This is a genomic window from Ancylobacter crimeensis, from assembly GCF_023016805.1.
In the GTDB taxonomy this organism is placed as follows: Bacteria; Pseudomonadota; Alphaproteobacteria; order Rhizobiales; family Xanthobacteraceae; genus Ancylobacter; species Ancylobacter crimeensis.
The window spans coordinates 199,748-212,907 of sequence record NZ_JALKCH010000003.1; the positions used below are offsets into that span (position 1 = coordinate 199,748).

A 13,160-nucleotide genomic window follows, 5' to 3' on the forward strand; every position below is an offset into this window, starting at 1 on the left:
GTTTTGGCGAAAGCCCGCGTCGCTATCCTTCTCCCCGCATGAAGAGGCCGCAACGGCCCGACGACCCTTGGAGATCGAAACGACATGGCGGACAAGGCTCCGATTCTTCACATCGTCTCGCCCCTCGCCCACGTCAGCCCGTTCGACGTGAACATGGCGGTCGATGCCGGCTACACGACCATCCTGCCCTATTCGCGGGTGAAGCTCGAGGAGATGACCGACCTCACGCAGGACATGATGTTCTCGCGTGCGCCGGATCATGCCTCGCGCACCGGCCTGTTCATCGGCGGCAAGGACGCCAGCCTCGCGCTCGACATGGCGAAGGAAGCGACCTCCGCGCTGTTCCCACCCTTCCAGATTTCGGTCTTCGTCGATCCGGCGGGCTCCTTCACCACCGCCGCGGCGATGATCGCCAAGGTCGAGGAGAAGATCGCCGCCGTACGCCCCGAAGGGCTCAAGGGCGCCAAGGTGCAGGTCTATGGCGCGACGGGCGTGGTCGGCGGTATCGCGGCGGTGATCGCGGCGCAGGCGGGGGCGGATGTTACGCTGGTCAGCCATCGCGATGTCGACACCGTCCGGCTCAAGGCTGCGGACTTCAAGGTGCGCTTCAATGTCGATCTTGCGAGCGCGTCCGCCCGCAATGACGAGGAGAAGAACGCGCTGGTGCCCGACGCCGAGGTCGTGCTCGCCTGCGGCAAGGCGGGCATCCAGATCCTCACCGAGGCCAACCTCGCTTATGCCGGCAAGCTGCTGGTCGCAGCCGACGTGAACGCCGTGCCGCCGCCCGGTATCGCCGGGGTCGAGGCTAACGACGACGGCAAGCCGATCAGCGGCAAGGCGGTCGGCATCGGCGCGCTGGCCATCGGTCATGTGAAGTATCGCGTGCAGCACGAGTTGCTGAAGAGAATGCGCGAGACCGATACCGCCCTGAATATCGGGTTCGAGGACGCCTTCACCCTCGCGCGGTCGCTGCTCGGGAAGTAGACGGCGCAGGCACGGCATGGTGGGACAAGGCTGATGGACGGCGATGCTGATCTCGTCATCGTGGGCGTTTCCGCCCGCGTGCTGGCGGGCGCGGCTCGTCGCGCCCGCCACGTTCCCATCGTGCTCGACCTGTTCCGCGACGAGGACACCTCCGCGCTCTCGTCGAAGGCGATCGAGGTCCGGCATCGTCCGGGCCGCCTCGCCTTCGATGCCGACGATCTGATGGAAAAGCTCGACGCCAATGCGCCCGCAGGTCTGCCTGCCGTGCTCGGCACTGGCTTCGAGGACGAGCCCGAACTCGTGGCGCAGATCGCGGCGACACGACCGGTTCTCGGCAATGACGCGGCGCGGATCGCGCGGGTCAAGGATCCCGAAGGCCTCGCCGCACTCGCGAGCCGACTCGGCATTCCCCATCCGCGGCTGTTCTGCGACAGGGCGCCTGATGGCGTAGTCACCCTGGCGAAGAAGACCGGCGCTTCGGGCGGATGGCATGTGCGTCCGTCACGGCGTGTGCGCCATGAAGGCTGGTATTTGCAGGAGAAGGTCTCCGGGGAGCCGGTCTCCGCCTTGTTCCTCGGGAATGGGCGGAAGGCACGCATCCTTGCCTTCTCGCAACAATGGTGTGCGCCGGCGCAGGGTAGCCCTTATCGCTATGGCGGCGCCGTCGGGCCGATCGAACTGCCCATCCTGACCTCCATTGGGATCGCCGATGCACTCGATCGCCTCGTCGACGCGATCGGCCTTGTCGGACTCATGAGTGCGGACCTGATGGTCGATGGCGCGGTGTGGCATCTCCTCGAGATCAACCCACGCCCCGGCGCGACGCTGGATGTCTTCGACCATCCCCCGTTGCCCCCGCTGCTCACCCTGCATCGGGATGCCTGCTCCGGCATGCTGCCGGAGGCCGGATCGATGAGCGTTGAGCGCTTCGACGGCGCACGCGCGGCGGGCGTACTTTATGCCGCGGCCGATATCGACATGCACCTCGCTCCCCTTCCTGAGGACATCGCCGACCGGCCATCCCTTGGCCGGCGGATCCGAAAGGGAGAACCCGTCTGCACCGTGCGCAGCCACGCTCCCGATGCGGAGAGGGCACGCGCCATACTCGCCATGCGCATGGCCGGAATCTGGGACGCGCTGATCGCCGCCCAGCCGGGCCGCGTCCAGTAGGAGACTGACATGAGCCACGCCAGCCCCAGCGTATCCGCCCTTGCCGGGCCTCTGGTCGACGCCCTCGTGGCCGACGCCGACGTATTGCGGCTCTCCGTCACGCGCAGCGCCTGCGGCGCGCGGATCGTCGATGCCGGGATTGCCGTGCCAGGCGGGATCGAAGCCGGGCGGCGGATCGGCGAAATCTGTCTCGGCGGGCTCGGCAAGGTCGGTATCGCCGCCAGCGCCCGCTTTCCGCGCTGGAGCAACATGGTGACGGTGACGACCGCCAATCCAGTGCTCGCCTGTCTCGGCAGCCAATATGCCGGCTGGAGCCTTGCGGAAGGCGATTTCTTCGCCCTCGGCTCCGGTCCGGCACGCGCATTGTGGGCAAAGGAAACGCTGTTCGGCGAACTCGGCTATCGCGACACCGCGAGCCGCGCCGCGCTGGTGCTGGAAGTGGACAAGCTCCCCCCCGATACACTGGTCGCCCATGTCGCCAGCGAATGCGGGGTGGCGCCGGAAAATCTCACCATGATCCTCACCCCCACCTCCAGCCTCGCCGGCACGGTGCAGATCGTCGCCCGCGTGCTGGAGGTCGCCCTGCACAAGACGCATGCGCTGCACTTCCCGCTCGACCGGGTCGTGGACGGCATCGGCGCCTCCCCCCTGCCCCCGCCGGCGCCGGACTTCGTCGCCGCGATGGGTCGTACCAATGACGCGACGCTGTATGGTGGCGACGTCCAGCTCTTCGTCACCGGGCCGGAGAGCGATGCGCGCGAACTGGCCGAGGGCCTGCCCTCCTCCACCTCGCGCGACCACGGGCGCACCTTCGCCGAGATTTTCACCGGCTATAAGGGCGATTTCTACGCCATGGATCCGATGCTCTTCAGCCCGGCCCGCGTTACCGTGACCGCGCTGGAAACCGGCCGCAGCTTCACATTCGGCGCCTTCCACGAAGACATCCTCGACCGGTCCTTCGCATGATCGACCCCGACGCCCATCGCCGCGCCGATACGGTCGTCATCTTCACCGAAGATGCCGACTGGCACACACGCACCCTGCGTCTCGCCATCGAGAAGCAGGGTCTGCGCGTGCTGGTACTGTCGCTGAACGATTGCGGTTTCGCCATCGGCGAGACCCCGCACGGGCTGCTGATCCCCGGCCTCGACGGCGCGCTGCCGGCTGCGGTGTTCATCCGCGTCATCGCCAAGGGGACCACCGAGCAGATCACGGTGCGGCTCAGCCTGCTGCATGCGCTGCGCGAGCTCGGAGTAAAGGTGATGAACGACGCCCGCGCCATCGAGCGTTGCGTCGACAAGAGCATGACAAGCTTCCTGATTGCCAAGGCGGGCCTGCCGACGCCGCGTACCTTCGTGCGGGAAGATCGTGCGGCGATGCAGGCACTGGTCGACGAGGCGCCTGGCGATAGCGTGCTGAAGCCGATGTTCGGCGCGCAGGGCAAGGGGATCAGGCGGATCGCTCCCCGGGACGCCCTGCCGGAGCCGGAGAAGGTGGGCGGCGTTTATTACCTGCAGGAGTTCGTCGAGGGGCGGCAGAATGACGGCATGTTCCAGGACTGGCGCGTCTATGTCGTCGGTGGCCGTGCCATCTCGGCTATGATCCGTCGCTCGGAGCGGTGGATCACCAATATTCACCAGGGTGCGGCGGGCATCCCGGCCCCGGTCGACGGGATTGCCGCCGCCTATGCGGTGCGGGCTACGCACGCCGTGGGCGCGGATTATGCGGGCGTCGACCTGATCGAGGATGCGCAGGGCCGTTTCACCGTGCTGGAAGTGAACTCCATGCCGGCCTGGAAGGGCCTCCAGCGCACGACCGACATCGATGTCGCCGGCGCGATGGCCGGGCATCTCGTCGCCTCGCTCGGCGCCAGGGCGACGGCGTGAACGCGGGACTGCCCGCGGTCACTATTGCCGCATGGTTCGAGGCCTCCTGCCGCGAGGAACTGGATGGTCTCAAGCCGGGAAATGTGCACCGTTTCAGCGCCGGTCACTGCATGGACGTCGTCCATTTCGAGCGGGCGGCGGCGGCGGCGGCGCCGTTGATCGCGCAACCGGACGCGAGCGTCGGGGCGCGGATCGAGGCGGCAGTCAATGCTTCCTTCGGCGCGACGGGCCTCAACACCAATCTCGGTATCGTCCTGCTCTGTGCGCCCCTCGCTAGCGCAGCCGAACGCGGCGGGATCCTGCGCACTGCGTTGCAGTCCGTGCTGGACGGGCTGACGGTTGAGGATGCCGCGGCGGCGTTTCGCGCGATCGTCCGCGCCAATCCGGGTGGGTTGGGACGTACGGGCGAGCATGACGTCGCAGAGGCCGCGACCATCACACTCAAGCAGGCCATGGCCGCAGCCGCAGACCGCGACCGGATCGCGCGTCAATATGTCTCCGGCTTTGCCGACATCTTCACCGTCGGCCTGCCCTGCATCGCCCGGGTTCCGCCGGATGCCCGCGCGGAGGCGGTGCATCTCGCCTTCATGGCAGCTTTCCCGGACAGCCATATCCAACGCAAATTCGGGCTTGAAACCGCCCGTCGCGTTCAGCAGGAGGCGCGGGAGGTGGATCTTGCGACGCCGTGGCGAGAGGGCAGCGAACGCCGCCATCCGGTCCTCGCTGCCTTCGACGCAAGCCTGAAGGCGCGCGGCCTCAATCCCGGAACCAGCGCCGACCTCACCGTTGCGACGCTGTTCGTCGCGCGGCTCGAGGGCCTGATCAACCCGTGAAGCGGCGCAGGGTCGCGGGATCAAGACGTCCGTCATGCAGGGCGCTGGCGAGGAGGACACCGGCTACCCCCTGCCCGGTCAGCCGGTCGAGGTCCGAGGTATCGCGTACTCCGCCTGCGGCGTGAACGCGCCGGCGGCCTGCTTTCTGCTGAACCTCGGCGAGCCGCGCGATATCCGGCCCGGCATCGGAACCGACGCGCGCAAGGGTCATGACGATGAGATCGTCCGGCCAGAGTGCGGGCGTGTCGTGGATCGCGTCCGGCCCCATTCGGCCGCGAGCGTCATGGTCCAGCGAGAGAATCGTGCCTTCCCCAGCGAGAACGGTGCGGGCCGCCGAGCTGCCTGCCAGCGATTCGGTACCCACGACCGGCCGCCCGAGCCCCGCCGAGACACGACGCGACACGCGTTCGGGCGTACCTTCCCCGGCATCCACCCACAATGCGAGGCCGGGGTGTCGGCGCTGCAGTGCGCCGATGACGGCGTCATGATCGCCCCTCCCGCGGATCGCATCGAGGTCGGCGATATAGAGCGTGCGGAACGGCGCGAGGGCGAGCAACGCTTCGGCAATCGCGAAGGGATCGGAGCCAGGGCAGAGCGGCGTCTCGATCGGGCGATAGCGATCTCGCTCTCCCCTGCGCGCATGTACCACCACCCCTCCCATCAGATCGAGGACCGGTATAAGTTCCACGCCCTTCCTCCCTCACCACCAAATGGATGGTCGGATGCTCGTCTTCGTATGCGAGACGGTGACCGGCGGCGGCTTTGAAGGAGCCGACCTGCCGGTGGACCTGATAGCCGAAGCCACGTTGATGCGCGACGCGTTGATCGGCGATCTCGAAGACCTGCCCGGCGTGCGCGTCGTCACCACGCATGATTCACGTCTGCCACCGCCCCCCCGCGGCGAGAGCAGCGTGGTCGAAGCGGGTATTCCCGCGCGGGAAAAATGGAAGGAACTGTCGGGGCAGGCGCATTGCTGCTGGCCGATCGCTCCGGAAACCGGCGGCGAACTGGCCACCCTCGCTGCGCTGATGCGCCGCGCCAATCCCCGCGTGATCGCCTGCGATACCGCAACGCTGGACATCTGCGCCAGCAAGCACGCTACGTCGCGGGCCCTCGCCGCCGCCGGCATCCGGGTCGTCACGAGCTGGCGCCCGGACGAGGTGCCAGCCGATGCGACGGGACCGTTCGTGGTGAAACCGGACGATGGGGCCGGCAGCGTCGACACCTTCGTCATCGCGAACCGGCCCTCGTCGAGCCTCACCGGAGCGGTCGTGCAGCCTTATGTCCAGGGCGCCCCCCGCAGCCTCACTCTACTGTGCCAGAGCGGGCGGGCCCATGTGCTCGCCGTGAACCATCAGCACGTCGTGCGCAGCGATGATCGGCTGCTGTTCCACGGCGTAACGGTGGGTGCCGAACCCGTCACGGACGAGCTTTTCGCGCTTGCGAAGCGGATTTATTCCGCACTTCCCGGTTTGCACGGCCTCGTCGGCGTCGACTTCATCGCGAGCCGCGAGGGGCCGATGGTGATCGAGATCAATCCGCGGCTGACGACGTCCTATGCCGGCCTGCGTCCTGCACTGGCAATCAATCCTGTCGCGTTCATCGGCGAACTGATACGCGACGGCGTGGTGCCGGACCTGCCCTACCTTCCCATTGCGACTCCCTTCGAGGTGCGACTTTGAACGAAATGATGACCGGCGTGGTGCGCCTTGGCTGGGATGTCGGAGGCGCGCATGTGAAGCTGGCGGCCTTCGGCAAGGATGGCAGGCTGAAGGCGATCCGGATTGCGCCCTGCCCCATCTGGCGCGGCGAAGAGCACCTTGCGACCACGCTGCGCACCTTGCGCGCCGGGTTCGAACCGGGCGTGCCCTCTGCCGTGACCATGACGGCCGAGGTGGCGGATCTCTGGCCGGACAGGCACGCCGGCGTCATTGGAACGACAGCCCTTCTGGTGCGTGAGCTCGGCAACGCGCCGCTCGCTCTTTTCGCCGGGCCGGAGGGCTTCGTGGAACCGCAGGACGCCGCCGCACACTCGGCGACCATCGCCTCGGCCAACTGGTACGCAACCGCGGCCGTGCTCGGCCATCTGCTGCCGGAGGGAGTCCTTCTCGACATCGGCTCCACCACGACGGACATCATCCCCTTCGGCAAGGGGCGGGTGGCAGCACGCGGCTTCACCGACGCGGAGCGCCTCGCCAACAATGAGCTGATCTATACCGGCGTCGTGCGCACGGCGGTGATGGCGATGGCCGAGAGTGCTCCTTTCGACGGGCGCTGGGTGCCGCTGGCGGCGGAATTCTTCGCCACGAGTGCCGACGTCCACCGGCTGACCGGGGATCTCGCGGAAGCCGCCGATCTTCATCCTGCCGCGGATAATGGACCGAAGACCGAGGAAGCCAGTGCGCGGCGCTTGCTCCGGATGGTCGCGCAGGATCTCTCCGCCGCAACCCGGCCGCGGGCGACCCGGCTTGCCCGGCATCTCGCGGAGGCGCAAACAACGCGGATTGGCCGCGCGCTCGACTGCGTGCTGTCCGGCCTCGACTTCGAGCCGGAGCTGGTGGTCGGCGCGGGCGTCGGCCGTCTCCTGTCGCGCCGGCTCGCCGAACGGCGCGGGGCCGCCTATCTCGATCTGGGCGACGTGCTGACCGACGAGCCGGCCCTGAGCCAGGAAGCCGCCGATTGCGCGCCAGCCGTCGCTGTCGGTCTCCTGTCCGCCGCCCTCTCTTCCTGACCTTCTTGCGAGAATCGACCCATGTCCGACCGTGTCTTCCTCCGCGGCATCGAACTGTTCGCCCATCACGGGCTCTATCCCGAGGAGGCGAAGCTCGGGCAGCGCTTCGTGGTGGATATCGACTGGTGGCTCGACACACGCCAGGCAGCGCGGGATGACGATTACGAGGAAACAGTCGGCTATCAGGAGGTCTACGAGACGGTAACGCGCGTCTCGGCGGAGCATCGCTTCCACATCCTCGAAGCCTTCGCCGAGGGCATTGCCGCGGCCATCCTGAAAAGGTTCGGGCGGATCGAGAAGGTTCGCGTGGAAGTCCACAAGCCGTCGGCACCGATCGCCGGAGTGTTTCGCGACGTTGGCGTAGATATCACCCGCACGCGCGGGTGAGGCGTTTGTCATCGGCGCCGGCTTGGTGCCTCAGGATGCCTTTGCTGGCTTGCGACGCGCAGGTGCCGGTGCATCCTCGCTGCCATCGGCCCCTGAGTCACGCGCGGGTGCCGGTGCGATGGACTGCGGAAGGAAATCGGAGCCCCGTCGGGCAAGGAAGTCATTCAGTGCCGCGGCCGGGGGCGTCAGCCTCTTGGCCGATCGCTTGACCACGAACCATTGCCGCACCACCGGCAGTCCTTCGACGTCGAGCAAGGCAAGCCGACCATCGCTCACTTCGTGCGCCACTGTGTGCGCCGAGATGAACGAAAGGCCGAGCCCGGCCATGACCGCCTGCTTGATGGTCTCGTTCGAGCCGATCTCCATGCCGATCTTCGGCTCTACGCCGGCATCCTGAAAAAAGCGCTCCATCAGGTTGCGGGTGCCCGAACCCGGCTCTCGCATGAGGAAGGTTTCGCCCACCATGTCCGTGGCCGAAATGCGCCGCCCGAGCAATGGATGGGTGGTTGGCGCGATGATGACGTGAGGGTGAGCCCCCAGCAGGGTCTTGTCGACCGCAATATCGACAGGCGGCCGCCCCATGATCGCGACGTCGATCGAATCATTTCGCAGCGCCGCGATGATGTCCTCGCGATTTCCGACCGTCAGAATCACGTCGATGCCCGGATGCGAGCGGGCAAAGGCCCCCAGCGCGGCCGGGGCGAAATATTTCGCAGTCGAAACGATCCCGACCGCCACCCGCCCGGCATCGAGCCCCTTCATCGCGTCGAGCGCAGCACCGCAATCGGCGAGCGCGTGTTCGATTCGCGCTACGGCGCCAAGCACCTCGCGGCCGGCGTCGCTGGGCTGGAAACGGTCGCCGGCGCGATCCAGCAGCGGCAGGCCAAGCTGGTCCTCCAGTAGCTGGACCTGCATGGTGACGGCCGGCGGCGTTACATTGAGGACCTTCGCCGCACCGGTGACGGTGCCGGTGTCGATGACGGCGGCGAAAGCGCGGAGCTGTTTCAGGGTGACGTTGCGCATGGCGTGATTGTCATTCATTCTTACTGAAAGTTTACAAAAGATTATTCGAATTTCCTTACGCCGCCAAGTCGTGCATGTTGCCATCAACAAAAGGCGTCCGCCGCTTCGGGTCCCCCGCTCGAAGGTTTTACGGAAACGACACGCCAGAAGGTCAAAGACCTCCACACATCCTGGGGAAACGCCGTGACACACAAGACATTGCAGGACCACCTCGCGGGGTGGGCCGGAGCCGACTCTCTGCGTCAGGGGGTCGCCGAAAGCGTGCACGCCCTGGCCGGCGCCGCGGTCAAGATCGCCGAACTCATCGCAGCCGGCCCGCTGGCTGGCGAGATGGCCAAGGTGAGGGGTTATCACGAGGAAGGTGGCGACAGCCAGAAGGAGCTGGACGCCATCGCCGACGGCCTCGTGCTCGAGGCGCTGCGCCTCGCGCCGGTCGCCGTGTTCGGTTCCGAGGAAGCCGAGGAGCCGGTCGCGCTCTCGCCCTCGGGCATGCTGGCGATCGCCGTCGATCCGCTGGACGGCTCGTCCAACATCGACACCAACATCTCAGTCGGCACGATCTTCTCGATCCTGCCGTTCACCGGGCCGAACAGCCTGATCCAGCCCGGCAACCGGCAGCTGGCCGCCGGCTTCTTTGTCTACGGCCCACAGACCTCACTGGTCCTGACCGTCGGCGAAGGCACCCAGATCTTCGTCCACGACCGCCTGTCGAAAAAGTTCCTGCTGGCGAATGAGCGCGTCTCGATCGCGGCGGAAACAAACGAATACGCCATCAACGGTTCCAATGCCCGACACTGGGACAATGCGGTCCGCTGCTACATCGAAGACTGCCAGGCCGGCGCCGACGGCCCGCGCGGCAAGGACTTCAACACGCGCTGGGTGGCCTCCATGGTGGCCGAGGCCTACCGCATCCTCGCCCGCGGCGGTGTCTATCTCTATCCCGGCGACGCCCGCAAAGGCTACGCGAAGGGCCGGCTGCGGCTGGTCTATGAGGCAAACCCGATTGCCTTCGTGATGGAGCAGGCCGACGGCCGCGCCACCGATGGCAGCCGCCGGATCCTCGACATCATCCCCTCGAAGCTGCATCAGCGCATCCCGCTGGTTTTCGGTTCACGGGGCGAGGTCGAGCGTATCGCCCGCTACCAGATCGGCTCGGCCGATCTGCCGGAACGCGCGCCGCTCTTCGGCAAGCGCGGCCTCCTGCGGGCGTGAGGGAAGGTGCATCATGTCGCTCCATCATCCCATCATTTCCGTCACCGGTTCGTCCGGCGCCGGCACCACCTCGGTTCGCCGCATCTTCGAACAGATCTTCCGGCGTGAGGAAGTTGCCGCCGCCTACATCGAGGGCGACGCCTTCCACCGCTATGACCGCGCCGAAATGAAGCGTGTCATGGCTGACGAGGCAGCTCGCGGAAACCACCACTACAGCCACTTCGGGCCGGATTCGAACCTGTTCGAGGAGCTCGAGGAGACGTTCCGCGCCTATTCGGCGACCGGCACCGGTCGGACCCGGCACTACATCCACGACGACAAGGAAGCCGCCGAATTCGGCGGAAAGCCGGGGACCTTCACCGAGTGGGAGCAGATCCCGACCCCCACCGACCTGCTGTTCTACGAGGGTCTGCACGGCGCGGTCGTCAGCGGCAATGTCGACGTCGCCCGCTATGCCGACCTCAAGATCGGGGTCGTTCCGGTCATCAATCTCGAATGGATCCAGAAGATCCACCGCGATCGGTCCCATCGTGGCTATTCCACGGAAGCGGTGACGGACACCATCCTGCGTCGCATGCCGGACTACGTGAACTACATCTGCCCGCAGTTCACCCATACCGACATCAATTTCCAGCGCGTGCCGACGGTCGATACCTCGAACCCGTTCATCGCCCGCTGGATCCCGACCGCCGACGAATCGATCGTGGTCATCCGCTTCAAGAGCCCGCGCGGCATCGACTTCCCCTACCTGCTTTCGATGATCGAAGGCAGCTGGATGAGCCGCGCCAACTCCATCGTGATCCCGGGCGGCAAGCTCGACATCGCGATGCAGCTGATCCTCACGCCGATGATCCTCAATCTCGTCGAAAAGAAGCGGCGTGCCGCGTGACCCCGGAGGATACCATGCTGACCAAGACCACCGTTCCGGTCCTGTGCCCGCACGACGGGGCAACCGAAATCCCCTACGGCGACATGGCCAATGCGCTCCGCGCACTCACCATGGACGCCGTGGAGAAGGCGAAGTCCGGCCACCCCGGCATGCCCATGGGCATGGCTGATGCGGCGACCGTGCTCTTCACCCGCTTCATGAAGATCGACCCGTCCCAGCCCGAGTGGCCGGACCGCGATCGCTTCATCCTCTCCGCCGGCCACGGCTCGATGCTGCTCTATTCGATCCATCATCTGCTCGGCTATGCCGACATGGGGATCGAGGAGATCAAGCGCTTCCGCCAGCTCGGCGCGAAGACCGCCGGTCACCCGGAATATGGCCACGCCCTCGGCATCGAGACGACTACGGGCCCTCTTGGCCAGGGCATCTCGACGGCCGTCGGCATGGCGCTCGCCGAGCGCATGATGAACACCCGTTTCGGCGACGAGGTGGTCGATCACTACACCTATGTGATCGCCGGCGACGGCTGCCTCATGGAAGGCATCAGCCACGAGGCCATCGACCTCGCCGGACACCTGAAGCTGTCTAAGCTGATCGTGCTGTGGGACGACAACGGCATCACCATCGACGGCTCGACCTCTGCATCGACCTCGATGGACCAGCTCGCCCGCTTCGAAGCTGCCGGCTGGGATGTGTTCCGCATCGACGGCCATGCCCATCACGCGCTGATCGACGCCATCGCCAAGGCCCGCAACACCCGCAAGCCTTCGCTGATCGCCTGCCGCACCACCATCGGCTACGGCGCTCCCACCAAGGCCGGCACCGAGGGTGTCCATGGCGCCCCGCTCGGCGCCGCTGAGATCGAAGGCGCCCGCGACCGGCTCGGCTGGCATCACGCGCCTTTCGAGATCCCCACAGGCATCCGTGCCGCCTGGGAGCAGATCGCCGAACGCGGACGCCTTGCCCGCGAGGCCTGGGAAGACCGGCTCGCCATTTCCGAAAAGCGCGACGCCTTCAAGAATGCGGTCTCGGGTGCTCTTCCTGCCGATTTCGACGAGAAGCTCCTCGCCTACAAGCGCGAGCTCTCGGAAACGGCACCGAAGGTCGCAACCCGCAAGTCGTCGGAGATGGTACTCGGCGTCATCAATGCGGCTACGGACGCGACGGTGGGCGGTTCGGCGGATCTCACGCACTCGAACCTCACCATCACAAAGGGCCTCGGCTCGATCGCGCCCGGCAAGTTCGGCGGCCGCTACATTCACTATGGCATCCGCGAACATGCGATGAGCGCGGCGATGAACGGCATCGCGCTGCACAAGGGCTTCATCCCGTATGGCGGCACCTTCCTGGTGTTCTCCGACTATGCCCGCGGCGGCATCCGCCTCTCGGCGCTGATGGGTCTGCGCACGATCTACGTCTTCACGCATGACTCCATCGGCCTTGGCGAGGATGGACCCACCCACCAGCCCATCGAGCATCTCGCCATGCTCCGGGCGACGCCGAACCTCCATGTTTTCCGGCCCGCCGACGCGGTTGAGACCCTGGAGGCCTGGCATCATGCGCTCCACTCGGAAGGCACCCCGTCGGTACTGGCGCTCTCACGCCAGAACCTTCCGACCTTCCGTACCGAGCACACCGAGGAGAATCTCACGGCCCGCGGCGCTTACGTGATCCGCAAGCCGGCCCGCCGGCGTGACATCACCCTGCTCGCCACCGGCTCGGAGGTCGAGATTGCGCTCAAGGGCGCGGATCTTCTCGCCGCACGCGGTGTCGACGCCGCGGTCGTCTCCATGCCCTGCTGGGAACTGTTCGAGCAGCAGAGCGACGATTATCGCCGCCAGGTGCTCGGCACGGCCCCGCGTGTCGCGGTGGAAGCCGCAGCCCGCATGGGCTGGGACCGCTGGATCGGCGAACGGGGACGCTTTGTCGGCATGGAAGGCTTCGGCGCCTCCGCTCCCGCCCCTGAACTCTACGCGCAGTTCGGCATCACGCCCGAAGGCGTCTTTGACGCCGCCTGTACCCTGCTCACCTGCGCCTGACGCGAG

13 protein-coding genes are annotated in these 13,160 nt (G+C 66.7%); 11 read left to right on the forward strand and 2 right to left on the reverse strand.

Annotation, left to right across the window (positions count from 1 at the left end):
- Positions 1–84: 84 nt before the first annotated feature.
- Genes MWN34_RS05170 through MWN34_RS05190 form a run of 5 tightly spaced genes read left to right on the forward strand, consistent with a single transcriptional unit; the run spans position 85 to position 4,873 of the window.
- On the forward strand, positions 85–984 hold the full coding sequence (locus MWN34_RS05170; RefSeq protein ID WP_247027262.1) for an NAD(P)-dependent methylenetetrahydromethanopterin dehydrogenase: 900 nt from the start codon (positions 85–87) through the stop codon (positions 982–984).
- A 33-nt stretch (positions 985–1,017) separates the two neighbouring features.
- The gene (locus tag MWN34_RS05175) at positions 1,018–2,154 is read left to right on the forward strand and encodes an ATP-grasp domain-containing protein (RefSeq protein ID WP_247027264.1); all 1,137 of its coding nucleotides are present in this window, start codon (positions 1,018–1,020) and stop codon (positions 2,152–2,154) included.
- 9 nt (positions 2,155–2,163) lie between these two features.
- A complete protein-coding gene (gene mch / locus MWN34_RS05180) occupies positions 2,164–3,120 on the forward strand; it encodes a methenyltetrahydromethanopterin cyclohydrolase (protein ID WP_247027266.1) in 957 nt (318 codons plus the stop codon).
- Positions 3,117–4,040, forward strand: a complete 924-nt coding sequence (locus MWN34_RS05185) for a RimK family alpha-L-glutamate ligase (protein WP_247027268.1) — start codon at positions 3,117–3,119, stop codon at positions 4,038–4,040. The genes mch and MWN34_RS05185 overlap by 4 nt, the downstream gene beginning before the upstream one ends.
- Entirely contained in the window at positions 4,037–4,873 is an 837-nt protein-coding gene (locus MWN34_RS05190) for a triphosphoribosyl-dephospho-CoA synthase (protein WP_247027269.1), read from the forward strand. Before MWN34_RS05185 ends, MWN34_RS05190 begins: the two co-directional genes overlap by 4 nt.
- On the opposite strand, the gene MWN34_RS05195 is transcribed toward MWN34_RS05190, so the two are convergent.
- Positions 4,863–5,561, reverse strand: coding sequence for a HisA/HisF-related TIM barrel protein (locus MWN34_RS05195; protein WP_247027271.1), 699 nt, complete (start codon positions 5,559–5,561; stop codon positions 4,863–4,865). The two genes, MWN34_RS05190 and MWN34_RS05195, sit on opposite strands and share 11 nt — an antisense overlap.
- Before the next feature lie 58 nt (positions 5,562–5,619).
- Here MWN34_RS05195 and MWN34_RS05200 point away from each other — a divergent pair, with 58 nt between their 5' ends.
- Genes MWN34_RS05200 through folB form a run of 3 tightly spaced genes read left to right on the forward strand, consistent with a single transcriptional unit; the run spans position 5,620 to position 7,991 of the window.
- Positions 5,620–6,555, forward strand: a complete 936-nt coding sequence (locus MWN34_RS05200; protein WP_247027273.1) for an ATP-grasp domain-containing protein — start codon at positions 5,620–5,622, stop codon at positions 6,553–6,555.
- A 5-nt stretch (positions 6,556–6,560) separates the two neighbouring features.
- Positions 6,561–7,604: a hydantoinase/oxoprolinase family protein gene (locus MWN34_RS05205; RefSeq protein ID WP_247027620.1), complete on the forward strand. Its 1,044-nt coding sequence runs from the start codon at positions 6,561–6,563 to the stop codon at positions 7,602–7,604.
- A gap of 21 nt (positions 7,605–7,625) precedes the next feature.
- The gene (folB, locus tag MWN34_RS05210) at positions 7,626–7,991 is read left to right on the forward strand and encodes a dihydroneopterin aldolase (protein WP_247027275.1); all 366 of its coding nucleotides are present in this window, start codon (positions 7,626–7,628) and stop codon (positions 7,989–7,991) included.
- Positions 7,992–8,021: 30 nt separating this feature from the next.
- Here folB and MWN34_RS05215 read toward each other — a convergent pair whose 3' ends face one another.
- Positions 8,022–9,014: a LysR family transcriptional regulator gene (locus MWN34_RS05215; protein ID WP_247027622.1), complete on the reverse strand. Its 993-nt coding sequence runs from the start codon at positions 9,012–9,014 to the stop codon at positions 8,022–8,024.
- Between the two features lie 183 nt (positions 9,015–9,197).
- Between MWN34_RS05215 and MWN34_RS05220 the strand changes: the two genes are divergently transcribed.
- From MWN34_RS05220 to tkt, 3 genes are all read left to right on the forward strand, one after another.
- A complete protein-coding gene (locus MWN34_RS05220) occupies positions 9,198–10,226 on the forward strand; it encodes a class 1 fructose-bisphosphatase (protein WP_247027277.1) in 1,029 nt (342 codons plus the stop codon).
- Between the two features lie 13 nt (positions 10,227–10,239).
- Positions 10,240–11,115, forward strand: coding sequence for a phosphoribulokinase (locus MWN34_RS05225; RefSeq protein ID WP_247027279.1), 876 nt, complete (start codon positions 10,240–10,242; stop codon positions 11,113–11,115).
- Positions 11,116–11,198: 83 nt separating this feature from the next.
- Positions 11,199–13,154 carry a transketolase gene (gene tkt, locus MWN34_RS05230; protein ID WP_247027624.1) on the forward strand — a complete coding sequence of 652 codons (1,956 nt, stop codon included), beginning with the start codon at positions 11,199–11,201 and terminating at the stop codon, positions 13,152–13,154.
- Positions 13,155–13,160: the final 6 nt, after the last annotated feature.

Coding starts and splice junctions, on each gene's coding strand:
- MWN34_RS05175 (WP_247027264.1), top strand. CDS start 1,018: ATGGACGGCGATGCTGATCTCGTCATCGTGGGCGTTTCCGCCCGCGTG.
- MWN34_RS05215 (WP_247027622.1), bottom strand. CDS start 9,014: ATGCGCAACGTCACCCTGAAACAGCTCCGCGCTTTCGCCGCCGTCATC.
- MWN34_RS05185 (WP_247027268.1), top strand. CDS start 3,117: ATGATCGACCCCGACGCCCATCGCCGCGCCGATACGGTCGTCATCTTC.
- MWN34_RS05205 (WP_247027620.1), top strand. CDS start 6,561: ATGATGACCGGCGTGGTGCGCCTTGGCTGGGATGTCGGAGGCGCGCAT.
- MWN34_RS05225 (WP_247027279.1), top strand. CDS start 10,240: ATGTCGCTCCATCATCCCATCATTTCCGTCACCGGTTCGTCCGGCGCC.
- folB (WP_247027275.1), top strand. CDS start 7,626: ATGTCCGACCGTGTCTTCCTCCGCGGCATCGAACTGTTCGCCCATCAC.
- mch (WP_247027266.1), top strand. CDS start 2,164: ATGAGCCACGCCAGCCCCAGCGTATCCGCCCTTGCCGGGCCTCTGGTC.
- tkt (WP_247027624.1), top strand. CDS start 11,199: ATGGCCAATGCGCTCCGCGCACTCACCATGGACGCCGTGGAGAAGGCG.
- MWN34_RS05170 (WP_247027262.1), top strand. CDS start 85: ATGGCGGACAAGGCTCCGATTCTTCACATCGTCTCGCCCCTCGCCCAC.